Here is a 17,088-nt window from a genome sequence, read left to right as displayed (position 1 = left end):
TCAGTGAGATTTACGGGTGAAGTCGCGCCAAGTGCGCACCAGTACCGGCATCATCAGAATGACAACGATGATGATGGTGATCAGCGAGGTCGCTCCAGCCGAGGCATAAAGCGGATTGCCACTTTCGCGCAGGTCGTTGAAGATAATCCAGCTCAGCGAGCGCGCATGGGCCTCGGCTTTGAAGCTGACGATGGGTTCAAAGACACGCAAGTTGTCCATGATCATCATAAGGGTCACAAACGAAACCAACGGCATCAGATGCGGCACGACCACATGGATCATGCTTTGCCATTTGCTGGCACCGTCGATCTGCGCGGCTTCCATCGTGTCTTCGGGCACGGTCTGAAGCCCGGCATAGAATGTAATGAAGCTGAACGGCAGGGTGTGCCAGACACCGTAAACCATCAACATGATCCACATCAGCGGCGTGGACGCCTTCAGGCTTAGGGTTGGATCATTGAAAAGCCGTTGAATTGTTGCTCCGATCACCCCGTCACCGTCGACCATCCAGAACAGGATCAAGGAACCAACCAGTGGGGTTACGAGGAATGGCAAAAGGGAAATGAAGATCGCAAGGCCCTTCAACGCGCGTGGCAGGTTGTTGACCCCAACCGCAATCGCCAGACCCAACACCAAGACCAGAGGCGTCACAATGAAGGTATAGGCCAGCGTGAAGGTCAGAGCGTTGTAAAATGGCAGGTTGTAAACCTTCGACCAGAACTCACCCAGGCTTTCTGAAGTCGCCCATGCCTCCCCAATGTCGGCGAGGGCCAGGTGTGACCTGTCGAAATACGTGCCCAGACCGTTGAAACGGCCCAGCGGTTGTTCTTCCCGCAGCTTCTCGGTCGCTTCGATATCGACTGTCGTTGTCGGGTTGCAACCAAACGGACCGCAACTTTCCGAGACGACCAGAACCTGTTCGTGTTCGACAAAAAGCGACTGGATAAACACCGACACGATCGGCAGCGCGATGAACAAAATCATCGCTGACAATGTCGGCAGAACAAACCAGAAGAAGGTGCGGTGTTTCATGACATGCGTCCCGATTCAAATTCGAGAAAGAGAGGGGGCCGCGACAGCCCCCTCAAGTCGGGGAGATTTACTGGAGGAAGCCAGCCTCTTTGGCGGACGTCCGGTAAGACGCCTCAACATCAGCGAGCGCCTGTTCAGCGGACTCGTCGCCCTTCAGGAAGTCAGACAATTCCTTGCCAAGCGCGGCATGCAGAATGCCGATCTGCGGGATCATCGGATACGGTTTGGCACCGCCCTGCGCCGTCGCCGAAACACCAGCAGCGGCTGGGCCAGGCTGATAGCCATTCAGCAGCCAGACGGCATCATCGTTGTTTGCCGCCACCATCTCCGGTGTCAGGGCGCTGACCAATGCCGCAAAGGTGGCTTCAGCTTCTTCGTCTGATACGTTGGACGCGATCGAGATTCCGTCCCACCACAGCGTTGCAGCCGGGATCGAACCACCGCCAACGGTCGGCGCCGCGGACAGAACCGTGTTCGACGTCACTTCTTCCGAGGAACCCTCGTCATCCAGGATCGGCGCACCGCGCGAGCCCCACATGACACCAAGTGCGGCCTGACCAGCTTCCCACAGGCCTTGGGTTTCGTTCGAGGCATGGGTCAGGTGGTCGGGATGCGCATATCCAGCAAGCGCCTTCATAACTTCAAGCGTAGCCAGACCTTTTTCGTTGTTGATCGCAGGCTCGGCAGTGCCCGGTTCAAAGAACTCTCCACCATGGCCAAGGTAGATCATGTTGAACACCTCGGCGAGGTTCCAGCCACCGTCACCGGCGCTCAGGTTCATCACGATCGGATGTTCCATGATACCGGCGGCACGGATCATCTCGGCGGCCTCAAGGACTTCCTCATAAGTCGCTGGAATACCCTCAAAGCCGGCCTGCTCGAGAATGTCGGTCCGCGAGAACAGATGCTGCGAGTTGGCCATAAAGGCCACAGCCATGACATTGCCATCGATGGTGATCAGCAAGTTCGGCGAGATGTTTTCGCCGTATTTTTCAACCAGATCATTCAGCGGACGCACAAGGCCGTCATTCATCAGCTGAGTCAGCGTCGAGTTGGCCAGAATAACCGATGTGTATTCAGACGGGTTCGGCGTCAGGGCCGCGTTCATGATCTGGCGCGCCTCGGTTGTGTGGTTTGTCGAAAACTCAGACGCGCCACCTGCGCAATTTTCCTCGGCGGTGCCTGCAACGGCGTGGATGGCCGGGAAGTCACTGGCCAGAATTCGGATGGATTGACCTTCGGGACCGCAGTTCGCCGCATACGCAGCCGAACCCATCAATCCGACGAAAGTGGTTACGGTAGCTAGCTTTCTCAGAAACATCTCATCTCCCTGTTTCTCTGAAGTGTCGTGCGCGCCCCTGTCGCGCACAAAGTTCGGGCCCCGGGGCTGATCCCCGGTGATTTGCGGGGCTACTTTCAGATCCGTTCGCCGGTTTGGCCGTCAAACAGATGACAGATTTCGACCGGCACCGAGATCGACACCATGTCGTCAATTTCAGCCCGGAAATTCTTGTCGGCCTTCACGGACACCAGCGCTCCACCAACGCGGACCGAGATCATCGTCGCGTCGCCCAGCAACTCCTGGGTATAGATCGGAGCATTGATTTGCCCCCGCCCGTCTTCGGCAAGCGTGGCGTCTTCCGCACGGAAGCCGAGCGTAAGAGGACCGTCAGGTGCGTTGATATTCGCGATTTCCACGTGGTCGGCTAGAAACGTGCCGTTGCGGACTTGGCCTTCCATCAGGTTCATGGCCGGGTTGCCGATAAAACTGGCCACAAAGGTATTGGCCGGGGTGTCGTAAATTTCGGTCGGGCTACCCACTTGCTGCACGACGCCTTGTTTCATGACAACCACGCGATCGGCAAGCGTCATCGCTTCGATCTGGTCGTGGGTGACGTAAATTGTGGTCACCGCCAATTCGTGGCTTAGGTTTTTGATCTGTGCCCGAGTGGACACGCGTAGCTTGGCATCAAGGTTGGACAGCGGTTCGTCCATTAGGAACACATTGGGTTCGCGAACAATGGCACGGGCAAGCGCAACACGCTGGCGCTGACCTCCCGACAATTCTGCTGGCTTGCGATGCAGGAAGTCGTCCAGTTCGACCATGGCGGATGCGCGACGCACTTTTTCGTCATGCGTAGACGGGTCGATGCCGCGGACTTTCAGCGGGAACCGGATATTTTCGTAGACGTTCATGTTCGGATACAGAGCGTACGACTGGAACACCATCGCGACGTCACGATCCTTGGGCTCCATATCATTGACCCGGGTACCGTCAATCAGAATGTCACCTTCACTGGCGTCCTCTAGGCCGGCGATCATGCGCATGGTCGTCGTTTTGCCACAGCCTGATGGGCCGAGAAGAACCAGAAACTCTTTGTCGGAAATCGTTAGATCGAAATTGTCGACCCCGACAAACGAACCCCAACGCTTGCCAACGTTGCGAAGTTGAATCTCGGCCATTGAGTCCCTCCCTGCGGGTCGTCATGCATACGTTTGCAAAAAGCATAGACAACAAAAGAAACATCTGGCAAGCTTTTTTTGCATGCGCATGCAAAAGCGGATTTGCCCCTCATAAACTGCTCTGATGCAACAGTTAAAGCACTGAAAGAAATTGATAATGTCTTACGATGCCGAAAAAACGATCGTTCTTGAGTACTACGAGGCGCTAGGCAACGCAGATGAATCGGATGTCACTGACACGATGTCTAACTACTGCGCGGAAGACTACCTGTGGCGCGGATTCCATCCGTTTGATGAACTGCACGGCTCTGAAGATGTGGCCCAGAAATTCTGGCACCCTCTGAAGCACAGCCTAAAGCACCTGCAACGTCGGATGGACGTGTTCATGGCCGGTAAAAACGAGATCGACGGGTTCAGCTCGATCTGGGTCGTGTCGATGGGTCACCTCATGGGCCTTTTTGACAATGAGTGGCTGGGTATCGCCCCAACAGGCAAGATGGCGTTTCTGCGCTACTGCGAATTCAACAAGGTAGATAATGGCAAAATCAGCGAGACGGCGATGTATTTCGACATCCCTCACCTCATGATGCAGGCCGGGCTTCAGCCCTTCCCGCCACAGACCGCAGCCCATCTTGTTCAACCCGGACCGATGACGCATGACGGGCTGATGTTTGGCCCGCAGCCCGCCGAAGAGGGCAAGAAAACGCTCGGCACGATTAATGCCATGATTTCCGATCTGGGCCAATGGAACAGCGGCCTGAGCCTTGTGGACGAATTGCACCAGACATGGTGCGAAGACATGATCTGGTGGGGTCCTGCCGGGATCGGTGCGACTTATACGATCGAGCGCTATGCAAAGCAGCACTCGGGCCCGTTCCGCGCATCCTTCACGGACCGCTCAAAGACCAAACATATCTGCCGCATGGCTGAGGGTCAATATGGTGGTTTTTTCGGCTGGCCGAATTTCACGGCGCGACCCACCGGCGGGTTCATGGGCATGCCCGCCACCGACAAGGCCGGTGAATTCCGAGTTATCGACATATATCGACGCGACGGTGACAAACTGGCCGAGAATTGGATTTTCATCGACCTGCTGCATTTCTGGAAACAACAGGGGGTCGATATTCTGGCCCGTATGGCGAAGGTACCACGGACATGATTGGCTGTGTCGACGCGCATCACCACCTATGGGACCTTGAGACAGTGCACTACCCTTGGCTGATGGCGCGCGGTGTGGATAGGTTCTTTGGCGACCCGACGCCAATCCAGCGGGACTACCTGCTAGATGAATTCCGGTCCGAGGCCGCACCCAGCAGTGTACGCGCTTCGGTCCATATTCAAGTTGGGGCCGAAAACGGTCTGGACGAAGCTCGTTGGGTCCAATCCGTTGCCGATGCCAATCCAGATTGGCCGATGGCGCAGGTTGTGTTTTGTGACCTGACCTCAACCGACCTGCCCGCCCAACTCGACAGGTTTCAGACCCTCCCGACTGTTCGCGGCGTGCGCCAGATCGTTGGCCGCGCACCCGGAGAGGACGCGCAGACAGGCACCAATACCCTACTCGACGACCCACGTTTTCTGATCGGCTTGCAGGAAGCAGGGCGGCGGGGTCTCAGCTTTGATCTGCAACTCATCCCTGAACTGATCGAAAAAACCGCTCGAATTCTAGCACGGGCGCCGAACACGCGGATCGCGCTGTGTCACGCAGGCTCACCGCATGATCGCAGCGCGGCAGGCCTGAACGACTGGGCTCAGAGACTGCATGCGCTGTCTGATCTGCCGCATGTCTCATGTAAATTGTCTGGCCTGGGCATGTTCGACCACAAATGGACCGCGGAAAGCGTACGCCCAATTGTGGATGAGTGCCTCGCCCAGTTCGGAGCGAATCGAGTCATGTTCGGTTCAAACTTCCCGGTCGACAAGCTCTACGGTGACTACGCCTCTCTGATGCAGGCTTACCACGATCTGGTGCCCGCTGAGGTGCACTCGGCAGTGTTCAGTCAGACCGCTGCGCGTTTCTATGATCTTGAGCTGCCAGAAATCTCTGAGCTTGCGACGGTAACTTGAACCGTCCCACGATCTTCTGTCGTTTTCGGCCCGTTAGATGCGTTTGTTCTGCACGGTTGCTCAACACTTTGTGGGATCGGTATTTGGCTGACGGCGCAAGACTCTTTACCGGCTCGAAATAGCCGCGCAACTTGTCCGATATGACAACAAGCGGGTCTTCATATGCACTTTTGAAACGCTGTAGAAATCGCCAGGCTGCCTTTGCATTGCGCTGCTTCTGGACCAGAAGATCAAGCGTGTTGCCATATCCAGATGCCACTTGTCACTATGCCCGGGACGGTCACGTTTGATGCAACTCGCAAAAGGGCGGCCAAACCGGTTCACCCAAAGCCGAACGGTTTCCCGACTGGCAGCCACACGGCGTTCGGCATACAGGTCTTCAACATCAGCCGTACTAAAAGAAAACCGATGATACGCCCAGATCACATACGCGATCAATGCGCGTGGAAAGCGGAAGCCTTTGAGGTCGGGCATATCTGTTGGTATCTTCATCCAAATGCTCCAACCAACCCACCCTAGAAATTCAATTTGGTAATGCCACGCCCACCTCTGCGAGCGCGCATTCCCACTCCTGCGCCGACGTCGCAATAGCTATCGGGATATGGCAGATGCCCAGCCCCTGCTTTCAATGGCGCAGCATGCTTGTAGTGTTCGGGACGACCCTCATTCGCGTAGTTGCGCGCTTGTGTTTGAAGCCACGGCTGCCCAAGTTCAGCGTCAGGGTCAGTCAACAGGCAATCAATCATCATCCGCGAACTGAGTGCCGTCGCAACGCTGGTTCCGTTCATCGCCAGCGCCGCGCCGTCCCGAGGCCCGGCCCCCAGGATGCCTGATTTTGTGTCACTGTCGTCGCACGGGAAAATAACATCAACATCCGATTGACTATTGAACGCAGGCGGGGCGTGATACCCGGTGGCAGAGTATGTCGCCGGACGACCGTCAGAGTTGCGATACCCTCCAATCATAGAAACATAGGGGGTTGAAGCGAGCGCGTTATGGGTTCCCACCCGGCTGATTGGCCCGTTATCAAGGGGTTTGTCAGGTTCGCAATACGAATAGCTGTCACGCACATGTCCGCTTTCCAGGTAGTCGCGGTAAAGCCTGTGGTCGAAATACGCGCGCCTTGCGTTTTGCGGCAACGGACCGCCAAACAGATCAGCCTGAATGTATGCGTCAAATCGCAGAGTGTTTTTTATCCCTTTGAAAGTAAATTTCCAACGACCAGCGGGGGCAAGCTTTACCGTTGTGTTCCGGCGTTGGTTTTTCATCGGGAAAAAAACCAAAGTCGGCGCAAGGGCAACAACAACACGCAATCTAACTTGATCCTTGGCGCGCAAAGGCGACTGGTTCAGATTATAGTAGACCCGCCCGATCTGAGCTGAATTGTCCGGCGAACTTATTTGCCGCACTTCCGGAGCTCCGCGCCCTGGGTTTTTTAGACCGATTGGAATTTTTCGGCCGTCGGGAAGATCGATTTGAAGTTCAAGCCGCTCCAAGTAACCAGAACTCTTGTTGAAAGGTTCTGACCAGAACTCGACATAGGTTGAGGAATGATCGCTGGGCTGCACAATAACTTCGAAAGGCTCATGACCGTCCGGTTTGACCAGATCACGCCCCGAAACACGCATCAGGTTAGAGTTCCCTGCCGGCATGTTGACGAAGGTCTTCACCTTCCGTGGCCTACATTTCCGTTTGCGGTTCTTCAACGGCGCGTCATCGTCAAAATCACAGGCCCTATTGCGAATTTCGTTGCGGATCACCTGTTCCATCTCCAATGAACCATCTTTCGGCCCGGCTTCAAAACCGAATGAAAAGTTCACAACAACAGGAAACTGGTGATCTGCGTCAAAACCAGGACACTTAGCTTTGTGTTTGGCCGCGGAAATTGCATCAGCGAGGCGAATAATTCGGATCAAACCCAGAACTGCATGATATTGTAGAAAGTTCCCCGCGTGACCGTGAAGGAAAAGTGGTGGCAAGGATATAGCCACCAAATGGCAACGTGGGCGCCCATCGTCCAAACTCGCGCCCAGCGCGCCTGGGTTTATTCCACCCGCCACATCAAGAATATGCGTACCATGAGAGGCAGAAAGTTGAAGTTCTTTGGCGCCTTCCCAACTTGGCTTATCCGCGTCTACAGCCCCAGTCGCACGGTTAAAGCTTTCCTGATTCAAAGGGTTCTTCAAGTCTCCGCCGCTGTGTTTGCGAAGTTCTGCTTCGATCTGAACCGTTGAAAATTCGCGCCCGAACGGAAGATGCCGCGCACCTTTTTTGCGGGCATCTGCGCCTTGCAGCCAGGCCGCCAACAACCGCGACTGTCCGTTCTCAAACCGAAGCCGTTTCTGGCCCAGTGCAAAACTTGTATCAATCACTCCCAGAATAACGTCATCGGTGCGTATATGGGGGTAATCTTCCGCGTTGGCTTCCCAGGACTCCCAAGCATTGGGACTGAAATCCGTGTTGGTCGCGCCTTCGGGTAAAGGAACTTCAATTTTGCGCTTTTTCTTATCGTGCAAGCCAAAGATGTTCCGCTCTAACGGCTGAATGTCGATCCGGGTGCAGTCGTCGGAGCGTTGTGTCCTGCTGCCTTCTGCCAAGGCCCACCAATCCACGTAGGGGTCGGAATAGTCAGGCTGCAACAAGCTGGAAGGTGATGAAGTGGGTTTTCCCATATCACCACTCCTGATTTGCTTCATTCCAAAGGTGACGCGCTATGGATAGCGGAGCGAAGCCGCCTTTTAGTTCGGTCACATCTTTTTCTTGGGACAGTTCTAAAAACTCACTCGGAAGAAAATCCGGCGTGCTGTCTGAATAGCCCCAATACCTTCTGGGATTTGATTTCTGAACTCTGAGTTTCCGCGGCGCTTCGGCTTTTGGGTCGTTCGCGTCTTCACAAGCACTTGCCCCCAGATTGTAGATCAACTCTCCTAGAATGACGCCGATATAAGCGCCTGCTCGGCAATCAATTGGGAAATGCACCCCAGAAACAACTCGGTTTACTCCGATCCGATGGGCCAACAGGAAAGGTAATGGGGCTTCCTCTGTCCCGAATTTTACTTTCCCGATGTCGCCAGCAAGTGAGCGCTTCATGAAACGATGTAAAACCGTGGCCACCGCAAATGCTTCGATCGAATGACCGGCCGGAAAAGTCGAATGATCAGGGGTTTGAATAATTGGCTGAACTTCAGCAGCATAGTCTATTGGGCGTTTTTGGCGAAGGTTGTACTTCATCAATGCAGCCACATGGATTGCGACTGAAAGTGTAACGGACAAATACAAAAGCGTTTTACTGCGGCGCCCGTTGTCCAGATATGCATGTGCACCAAAGAAAGACAGCATATCGCTCAATTGAACCTGAATTTCTGGTATCCGGTCGGCCCTCAGGTCGGCATATGCACGGACCCAACGCAACTGATCTTCAAAATACTCTTCTCTAGGTCGTTTGATATTGACCAACATCTGAGACTTTGGGGTCCCTTCAACGTCATGCAAATACACAAGTTTGGCTTTGCCATCGGTGAAGCCGCCACTTTCGTTGGTCGCCCCCAGAACAGCCAAGCGGCTGCGCAATTCGCTATCGAGGATCATCGCCTTGGTTGGGTTTCGGACGTGCTCCAAGTAAGTCGCGTCAGTCGGGAACGGAGTCACCGGACTGCCACGACCAGTCCAATAGTTAATCAAGCCGTCACGAGATGTATTTAGCGCGGCGCTCAGAAGCGGGGACGCAGGTGAGCCCGCGTGCCTGCTGATAAAAACCTCGCCTGCCAGACCAACGTCACCAGCACTACCTGCACCCGGTCCGGTTCCGGGGCCCGTGCCCGGTCCGGTTCCAGGCCCGGTACCCGGCCCTGTCATACGTGTCATAACAATCCCCCCTGAGCTGCTAAGCTTAACAACAGTCAGCGCAAAATTGAGTGAGTCAATGCTGCAGCTCTTGCGCGGTGGCATTTTTGACGCATTAATAACGGTAGCCGATCCTAAGCGCTGTGATTTCTGAGTGCTGCAATTTAATTCGAGAGGCTGTGGCATTGTGAGTATTGTCGCCCATATAACGGGCCCATTTCGGTTAGAGACCGACCAAGGCATTGATCTTACGCCCAGATCGGCGAAGGTCTGTGGCCTTTTGCTGCTGCTGCTCACTTCTCCTAATGGAAGTCGCGAAAGGGTGTGGCTGCAAGACAAATTGTGGAGTGACCGGGGCAAAAATCAGGGCGCAGGTAGTCTTCGTCAGGCGGTATATCAGTGCAAAAAGTCGCTTGGCGCTCAAGCAGCGCTTGTGACTTCGACAAAGCTCAGAGTGTCTTTGAACCTTAACGAAATACGGATCGATGACAGCAATTTCGGAGAGTTCGCTGAAGGGATTGATATACGTGATCCCGAATTCGAAAACTGGCTTTCATTGGAACGGTCGAGCCGCTCAGTCGATCAAAATGTGGTTCCATTGCGGCCGGCGAGCGCTCCTGAACCATCGGTGAAGCCACCTACAATCACTTTAGCCATCGAAACACTGCCCGGCCCAAACCCGTTGGCCGATTGGTTCACCGAGGTGACGGCGGACCAATGCTCTACAATGCTACATCAAGTTATCGGTGCAAATGTCATTGGACCAGAAACCGAAACTCAGTATGAGCCGGAGTTTCAACTGACGTTGAGCGCTGTTCAGAGCGACAATGGCTGGGTTTTCATGCGCGCCAGGCTGCGCGAAGCACCGTTTGGGCTGCAAATCTGGTCGGGACATCGGATCATCAAGTCCCTTCTGGAAAATCCGTTACAAAACAAAGATATGTCGCAAATGGTTTTCGAAATCACAGAGACCATTCGACATCGATTTAGTCAGCGTCGCGACGACAATAATGCTGGATCTCCTTTGATGAGCTCAAAGGCGATTTCAAGTATGTTTGCAATGACCGAACAGGGCGCGGATTACGCTGACCGCCTGTTGGCCTCTGCGTATGACAATGATCCCCACGCCACGCACCTTGCCTGGCGAGCGCAGGTTCGTGTTATCCAGTTCTTCGAACGCTACAAAAACGGGAATGCAAATATTCTTGAAGAAAGCCGCGAACTCGCGTCCCAAGCGCTCGAGAAAGAGCCCAACAACTCAATGGTTCTTGCGTTAGTTTCGAACAGTTTAAACTACCTTGAAGGTCGATTTCACGATGCGTTGTCCCACGCCGCACGTGCCGTCGAATTGAACCCTGGAAACCCTTTCGCCTGGTGGACACTTGCTGCTGCACAACTAAACAATCACGAGTTGGAATTAGCTTATGAGTCCTCTCAAAGATCAAGAGAACTGTTACGCGGTTCAACACTCGAGTTTTTGCCCGAAGCGCTGTTAGGCGGGTCTGCTTTGGCGCTGGGTATGGAACAAGTTGCCCTTCGGCATTTTGAGCGTTCGCTGAGTTTCAGACCAACCTTCAAACCTTCTCTTCGATATGCAATTGGCCTTAACGCCAAACACGGAAACTTGGACCGGGCGCGAAAGCTCGTTATTTCGTTGAGCAATCAGGAAGAGGGGTTCAAACCTGACCAACTCGTGGAGGATGGAAAGTATCCCACTTCATTGCTCAGGCGGGATGAGAGCGTTGATTTTCAAGTTTTCCGAGACTTGTCCTGACTTTTCCTGCAAGGCCATTCGCAGGAGCCATGAGGCAGGGGACCCGACCCATCACAAATTGTATGTTCACAATGGCCCCCTGAAACACAGCACAAAACCTTAGAAATCAAGATTCATCAATTCCGCCATGTCCGGCGTCCATGTTCCGGTTGCAAAGCCAATGGTGTCATTTTGAGCACTGGCGAGCAGTTCTTTGGTTCGCGGGCCAAATTTGCCGTCGCTTAACGCATCGATTTGTTGCTGAAGCTTTGCCACCACCTCACCCTGCGAGCCATGTCGCAAGCAGGCCAAACGCGGCCAGTCAACCGGATTGGTGAGTGAATAGGCTGCTGCCTCGTGCCCGGTCAGCAACATCACATCATAACGTGACCCGTGTCGTTCCCCATCAAACCCGGCGGCCTTGCGGAACCGGCGCCATTCTCCTGTCCCGGTCGTATGGGATGAACCGCTGCCATGTTGGGTGCCCGGCAACGTGAGACATCCTTGCGACGAAAAGCTGACTGACAGGAATGCTGGATGGATATTGTCACCGGGTTTGGTCCGGTCCCAATAGTCTTGAGTTCCATAGGCCAAGTCATTGTGTGTGCGCAATGTCGTGACAGTGCTGGAATTGACTGGAAGCGGCCCGTTTCCCTGGCGCAAAACGAATTTTACCTCGCCATTCACCGTGGAAAAATGTGAGCCGACACAATATTCGTAACACCCGGTCGGCAGCATATTGCACAATACTTTCGATGTGCCGAAATTCACGCGGTTATAGTATTTGAGCATCTGCGTTCTGCGCGGCACGGTCGAGGCCGAGTACAGCGACAAAACACCCGTTACGACATCCGCGACGCCGATCACGCAGCGAAAGTTCTCATGATCAGGCGAGATCGGTTGAAGCTGTGCTTCGGTGACGCCTTCAAGGCGGGACCCACCATTACGAAGCTTGCATCCGCGCAACCCAAAAATCAGCTTATTATGACCATCTGTCACTGGCGCAAACCCGTTGATTTCGGCCAAGCCTTTCAGGGTCGCCAAGGTGAGCTCGAAGGGGTGATCCGCAAACTCTTCCGGAAGATGCCAGGTATCCGGAGCGTTTCGCGGCGACGAGGGCCAATAGGCGTCATGGGCCGACAATTTCGGTCGTGCCACTTGTGTCTCAAAGGCGCTGGGCAAAAGGATGGTCGTATCAATATTCTCCATCCATGCGTCTTCATCCATACGTTCCGCTGGCGTGAGGGGACCAATCGAAGCGGCCGAAACCGGAGCATTCAAAGGCAATGGATCTGATCCGTTCCTGGCTTGCAACAGCACTTGATCGACCTCAGCCGCCATGGCGCTGCCTACATTTCGTTTGTTCAGGATGTCTTTGAGAATTTCGCTGACACGTATACCCCGATTGGCCACGAACTGGCCTGGATTTGCCGGATCGGGCACCGCCATGTGATGCAGAGCAACTAACTGAAATTCTTCATTAAAGACTGGCGCTCCGGAAGATCCCGGTTCAGTGTCTGTGACATAATACAGAAACTGCCGCCGCCGCCCGAGAACCAGGTTTTCCCGCAGCGCAACTTTCTTCAGGTCCCCACGCGGATGTTGAATGATATTGACGTATTCGCGTTTCAAGGCCTTGCCGGACCGGGGCAACATTTCGATGTGGCCGAACTCTGAAAGGCTGCGGCCATTGCTGGATGTCGGCTCAACACTCACAATTGTATAATCGTGCGACACTGACGTCAGGAAGACTTCCTCTGTCATGCGAAACGTCGCCGGTTCGTTGAGCGTGCCATCTATGTCGAACTCATGCCCAAAGGTCACCTGAGAACTCCGCGCCAGACTTGGGTCGCCCAGTACATGGTTGTTTGTCAAAAGCAGATTGCCGCCAATCAAAAAGCCGGTTCCAAAGCTGGACCCGAACCCTGGCGAGCGTACAAATAGTCGTGCAACGGCGTTGCCCATCAGCGCACCGCGTGAAAGAACATAAAACTCGTCAAGGTTTCGGTCACCGATGACACGCTCATACGCGGAGGCTGCGTTTGGAAGGCGGTAATCCTGCCGTGCCCGTACGAGCTCCGGGTCGTCCGGCAGGTGTATTTCCTGCTCCAACTCCTTGAGATCAGCATGAGCAGCGGCCACGTTCTCAGAGCAAAGCGCAAATTCTGCGTCGGCATTTTTTGGATGTGGCACAGATTGTTGCTTGAGCCGATCATACAACGCGTTGCTAACTATGGCTTCCGGCTGTGGCGTGCCAAAACCAGGAATTGAGGCAGAATGACCTGCCAAACCTGAAATCGATAACCGCGTGCCAAGATTGCCAAGAACCAACAAGACTTTGTTTGCAACACGCTCGAATCCGGGGTTGCGCGGGTGAATCTCATCATACCAACTGGAAACGTTGCCTCCGACTGAGGTTCGCACATCGACATAACGCACGTTACCGGCAAAACCGGACGCAAACGCTGCCAGCGCGTCATTAAAACGCCCGACGATCAGCTCTACGATTTCACGTCCAATGCCGAGCGGGATACCTTTTTTATCCAATGGCTTGCCCAACCACTTACCGTTGTTCTGCGGCAAGGCGTTATCGTAACCGTGAACCAATACGACAAGCGAAGGCTTTGTGGCCAACGCGCTGTCGACCATGTCGCGGTAACTGTCCATTACTGTCTTCAGTGCCGAGTTGAATGCGTTTTCGTTCAACAGCGCTTTGGCGGTAGATCCGGGTTGATATGGTTTCAGAAGCTTTACAAATCGACCGTCGCCCAACAAATCATTCCCACCCATCGACAACATGAAAATGTCCGGATCCAGCTCGTGAATTTTATCTACGTGCTCGGATGCCAGCGCCATATTCGATGCAAGATCACTTGGCGCAGACAGCGAATAGGTCGGAAAAATCCGAGACACATTGTCGATCACGTCCCGAAGAAAGACAGGGTATTGGTGCCAGCTGTCCCCCTCTTCCAAGATGCGCAGCTTGTTCGGATGTTGCGCGATCATCCTTTTGTATTGTCCGTTTCGAATTCGACGCGCCCATTTCGTCACAACGCCAATCAGATCAACGCCTTCAAGCAGCTGATCTTCGAAATCTAACCCCTTCAATGTGACGGCGGCAGAGTAGGGCTGAATTTGATCTTCGGGTGCCAGCTCTTTGACATGTTCAGCCAGTAGCGCTTCGGCTTCTTCGAATTTTTCTGCATTAATAAGGTCTGACAGTTTCTTTTCGAACTCAGTGAGTTTCATAGGAATACCTTTTTTAACAGCATCAGTTCTGCGCAATTGGATCTTTTGAAAGCGCGAACGGCGTTCTGAATTGGTCACAAAAACCTCGACAGCCCAGCGAGGGACTGCGCCAGCTACCGTGTGTTTACCCTTGCCGATCGCGGAAAAAAAATCAGTGGTTCTATTGGAAAGACGCATTAGACGCGAGATCCGCAGCATTGCGTATCGGGTCGATGAGAAAATCCACCAGCAATCGGGTTTTGACACGTTTCGCGCGCTTTTGTTGCAGGCGCAAACCCTCATCAAAACGCGTGTTGGGGACTCACTCGTATGCACAACTCCACTGGTCACCGTAATCTCCTATCCCACACAGATTTCGCAATGACCACGATTCTAGGGACAGGCCGTCAGCGCAGCGTCAAACTGGCGTTAAAACGCCATTCGCTGACCCAAAGGGTTGAATTTTTGTTCAGCTAGATGTGAAAAGCCCTTTGCCTATGCCGCACTTTTCGTTGGGCATTCAGATAAATGAGGCCGATCATCACGGCCTTCTCGTCGACGTACTCGGCTGTCACACCGACCGTCATCCACGCGGGGCTTACCCTGGGACTTGAAAAAAGATTGAGAGTCGCGTCATTTGCGCGTCTCTCAACCAGAAAAGATCATACATGTGCACCGCTTGTTTTAGACGCGAAGACTCATGTGGTACGGCGAAGAACAATGGGTCCTTAACCTAGTTCTCCGGAGTATACCAAATCGGGGAAGTATACGCTCGTTCCTGCGTAGACGTGGGAACGTCATTCGGAATCTCATCGCCAAACCGGACTGCCTCATAGACTGTCCATCTTGGCGTTGGGATTTCCAGAACCCGCGCGTAGTAGAAAGCCTTTTGTTCGGGATCAAATTCCGGGTCGGTCCAGACGATTATCAATTCCGGCGCTCCGATAGAGTTCGTGAACGTGCCTGTCTCAACGTCTACGGTGTTGCCAACAGATGGTAACTTACCAGCGTCGTCGATAACGCGGTCATCAGACCAAACGACGTTAAACACTTGCTCCTGCGTCTCGCCGTCAGCCGTTAGCCAGCCCTTGACGATCTGAATTCTATCAAGATTGCCAGAATATGGATCCTTGAGGGCAGCGACGAGAAAGGACGGCGCAGAGGCATCGTCTGGCGCTGCTTGCAGATCTCCTCCCATTGGCACGCCTTTTTCATAGCCAATTTTCGCGGGAAGCCGGGATTGAGCATCAGACGCGTCGAAGTCCCATCCGCCAAAGAAACGTACGGTAATACGGCTGCCGGTTGTGCCGTATACTTCCTTGCGCTCCATTGCGTCAAAAATAGAATCCCGCGTGTTCTCCTGGGCCCAAACAGCTGCATAACCCGACGCCGCCATCTGCCAGCCTAAAATTCGCGTCGCTTCAAATTCGCCGACCACATGTTGCCAGCGGCCCGGTTCCGGCTCTACCCCTGAGTGTTTGCCGAAAAAGTTGTCTTCCTGCGCCGTGGCCAATGCAGTGTGGCTATCAGTCGATCCAACGACACCAAATTTGTAAGGGTTTGTCCCAAGCTGCTGTTCCAGTTTCAAACCATTCTTGAACGCTTCGCGCGCATATTCATACTGCAACATCCAGTCTTCCTTTGGCACAGGGCCAAGGTTCGCGACGTCCCAGGTTTCGTAATCTGCAAACTCATCGTTGGGACTCAGAAACGGATGGGCTTCACCGTCACCCTTTATCTGTGTGATCTCATAGAGAGGCTCCCATTTGGCACGCCGTTCCGCATAATCTCCTGTCAGCGGTTCCCCGGTGTCTGGATTTGTCTCGACCGGAAACATCAGACCGTTCGAGACATTCCCATTGTGCGCCAGCGCCAATACACGGCCGCCGGTCTCTTCTTCGTACCGCTCCATCCAATCCCACAGGTCTTCCGGATTGAAGGTTTCTGCTGTGGTGAACGGCAGCATTTGGCGGGCTCGAATTGCATCGTCGCGATAGATGACATTGCGGTGGAGGTTGTTACCGCCCTCGGTCGACGTCCATTCATACCCGATAAAGGCTGTGAAAGAGCCGGGATCATCAAACGCGTCAGCGGTTTTGGTAAAGTCATCCCAAACCGATTGCACAAAACGGCGGTCCGCTATTGCTTCTGGCAATGCACCACCGGATATGCCCGCAAAAGTCTCGATAACTTCCATGGTTGCACCCAAAGCGACGTCGCCGCCCTGATTCAACCGGTCATTCCAATCACGCAAAGTCGGATCACGCATGAGTGTGGCGTTACCAGCCACGATTTCATTCATCGCACCCATGGCGTCGGAATGGTCAGAGACCACGAGCCAATCAAGCGGACGGGATAATTTCGCCTGCAACCCGTGCGATGTTGTCACTTCTTCGCCGCGGGCAAAACGAAACGCGTCGGCAGGCGACAACAACACCCCAAAGGCACGCGCATCCAGCGAAAGTGAGGTGTGCAGATGTGTGTCACCCCAAAGCGGTCGGGTCGGGAAATCCCGCCCGGCATAAGGTGAAAATGTATCCGCTGCCTGCGCGCGCATGTCGGATTTCGAAATCGTCATCTCACCAACTTGTCCACCTTCTACGGCGTCCTGCGCGAGAATGGATGTTGCGGACATGAAGAAGCTAAAAACTGTGGTCGTGCTATACAGGATTCTCATAACGATATTCCTATCTTTGCAAATG

10 protein-coding genes and 1 pseudogene are annotated in these 17,088 nt (G+C 54.0%); 3 read left to right on the top strand and 8 right to left on the bottom strand.

From position 1 onward, the window contains the following. The 3 genes from GOV89_RS08870 to GOV89_RS08860 form a co-directional block, all read right to left on the bottom strand. Entirely contained in the window at positions 1-1,032 is a 1,032-nt protein-coding gene (locus GOV89_RS08870; RefSeq protein WP_171176352.1) for a carbohydrate ABC transporter permease, read from the bottom strand. Positions 1,033-1,099: 67 nt separating this feature from the next. Further along, positions 1,100-2,353: an ABC transporter substrate-binding protein gene (locus tag GOV89_RS08865; RefSeq protein WP_171176350.1), complete on the bottom strand. Its 1,254-nt coding sequence runs from the start codon at positions 2,351-2,353 to the stop codon at positions 1,100-1,102. A gap of 95 nt (positions 2,354-2,448) precedes the next feature. After that, positions 2,449-3,495, bottom strand: coding sequence for an ABC transporter ATP-binding protein (locus GOV89_RS08860; protein WP_171176341.1), 1,047 nt, complete (start codon positions 3,493-3,495; stop codon positions 2,449-2,451). 157 nt (positions 3,496-3,652) lie between these two features. Between GOV89_RS08860 and GOV89_RS08855 the strand changes: the two genes are divergently transcribed. After that, positions 3,653-4,654, top strand: coding sequence for an ester cyclase (locus tag GOV89_RS08855; RefSeq protein WP_171176339.1), 1,002 nt, complete (start codon positions 3,653-3,655; stop codon positions 4,652-4,654). Continuing rightward, positions 4,651-5,562: an amidohydrolase gene (locus tag GOV89_RS08850; RefSeq protein WP_171176337.1), complete on the top strand. Its 912-nt coding sequence runs from the start codon at positions 4,651-4,653 to the stop codon at positions 5,560-5,562. The genes GOV89_RS08855 and GOV89_RS08850 overlap by 4 nt, the downstream gene beginning before the upstream one ends. Here the strand turns inward: GOV89_RS08850 and GOV89_RS22800 are convergent. From GOV89_RS22800 to GOV89_RS08835, 3 genes and pseudogenes are all read right to left on the bottom strand, one after another. Beyond that, a pseudogene (locus GOV89_RS22800) lies at positions 5,510-6,054 on the bottom strand (transposase); the annotation flags it as partial. The gene GOV89_RS08850 and the pseudogene GOV89_RS22800 overlap by 53 nt on opposite strands. Positions 6,055-6,077: 23 nt before the next feature. Further along, entirely contained in the window at positions 6,078-8,234 is a 2,157-nt protein-coding gene (locus GOV89_RS08840) for a hypothetical protein (protein ID WP_171237996.1), read from the bottom strand. A gap of 1 nt (position 8,235) precedes the next feature. Beyond that, entirely contained in the window at positions 8,236-9,426 is a 1,191-nt protein-coding gene (locus GOV89_RS08835; RefSeq protein WP_171237995.1) for a phosphatase PAP2 family protein, read from the bottom strand. A 166-nt stretch (positions 9,427-9,592) separates the two neighbouring features. Between GOV89_RS08835 and GOV89_RS08830 the strand changes: the two genes are divergently transcribed. Beyond that, on the top strand, positions 9,593-11,179 hold the full coding sequence (locus tag GOV89_RS08830) for a tetratricopeptide repeat protein (protein ID WP_171237994.1): 1,587 nt from the start codon (positions 9,593-9,595) through the stop codon (positions 11,177-11,179). A 99-nt stretch (positions 11,180-11,278) separates the two neighbouring features. Here GOV89_RS08830 and GOV89_RS08825 read toward each other — a convergent pair whose 3' ends face one another. Both GOV89_RS08825 and GOV89_RS08820 read right to left on the bottom strand, forming a co-directional pair. Further along, complete coding sequence (locus GOV89_RS08825; RefSeq protein WP_171237993.1) at positions 11,279-14,407, bottom strand: trypsin-like peptidase domain-containing protein; 3,129 nt, start codon at positions 14,405-14,407, stop codon at positions 11,279-11,281. Between the two features lie 712 nt (positions 14,408-15,119). Further along, a complete protein-coding gene (locus tag GOV89_RS08820; protein ID WP_245223164.1) occupies positions 15,120-17,063 on the bottom strand; it encodes a DUF3604 domain-containing protein in 1,944 nt (647 codons plus the stop codon). Positions 17,064-17,088 lie beyond the last annotated feature (25 nt).

Origin of the sequence: Ruegeria sp. HKCCA5763, assembly GCF_013034545.1 — a bacterium.
Lineage (GTDB): Bacteria > Pseudomonadota > Alphaproteobacteria > Rhodobacterales > Rhodobacteraceae > Ruegeria.
The sequence above is the reverse complement of the archived record's forward strand: the minus strand, read 5'-3'. Positions and strand labels throughout refer to the sequence as shown.

Excerpts from the sequence above, each read along its gene's own strand:
- GOV89_RS08870 (WP_171176352.1), bottom strand. The coding sequence starts at position 1,032 with ATGAAACACCGCACCTTCTTCTGGTTTGTTCTGCCGACATTGTCAGCG.
- GOV89_RS08865 (WP_171176350.1), bottom strand. The coding sequence starts at position 2,353 with ATGTTTCTGAGAAAGCTAGCTACCGTAACCACTTTCGTCGGATTGATG.
- GOV89_RS08860 (WP_171176341.1), bottom strand. The coding sequence starts at position 3,495 with ATGGCCGAGATTCAACTTCGCAACGTTGGCAAGCGTTGGGGTTCGTTT.
- GOV89_RS08855 (WP_171176339.1), top strand. The coding sequence starts at position 3,653 with ATGTCTTACGATGCCGAAAAAACGATCGTTCTTGAGTACTACGAGGCG.
- GOV89_RS08850 (WP_171176337.1), top strand. The coding sequence starts at position 4,651 with ATGATTGGCTGTGTCGACGCGCATCACCACCTATGGGACCTTGAGACA.
- GOV89_RS08840 (WP_171237996.1), bottom strand. The coding sequence starts at position 8,234 with ATGGGAAAACCCACTTCATCACCTTCCAGCTTGTTGCAGCCTGACTAT.
- GOV89_RS08835 (WP_171237995.1), bottom strand. The coding sequence starts at position 9,426 with ATGACACGTATGACAGGGCCGGGTACCGGGCCTGGAACCGGACCGGGC.
- GOV89_RS08825 (WP_171237993.1), bottom strand. The coding sequence starts at position 14,407 with ATGAAACTCACTGAGTTCGAAAAGAAACTGTCAGACCTTATTAATGCA.
- GOV89_RS08820 (WP_245223164.1), bottom strand. The coding sequence starts at position 17,063 with ATGAGAATCCTGTATAGCACGACCACAGTTTTTAGCTTCTTCATGTCC.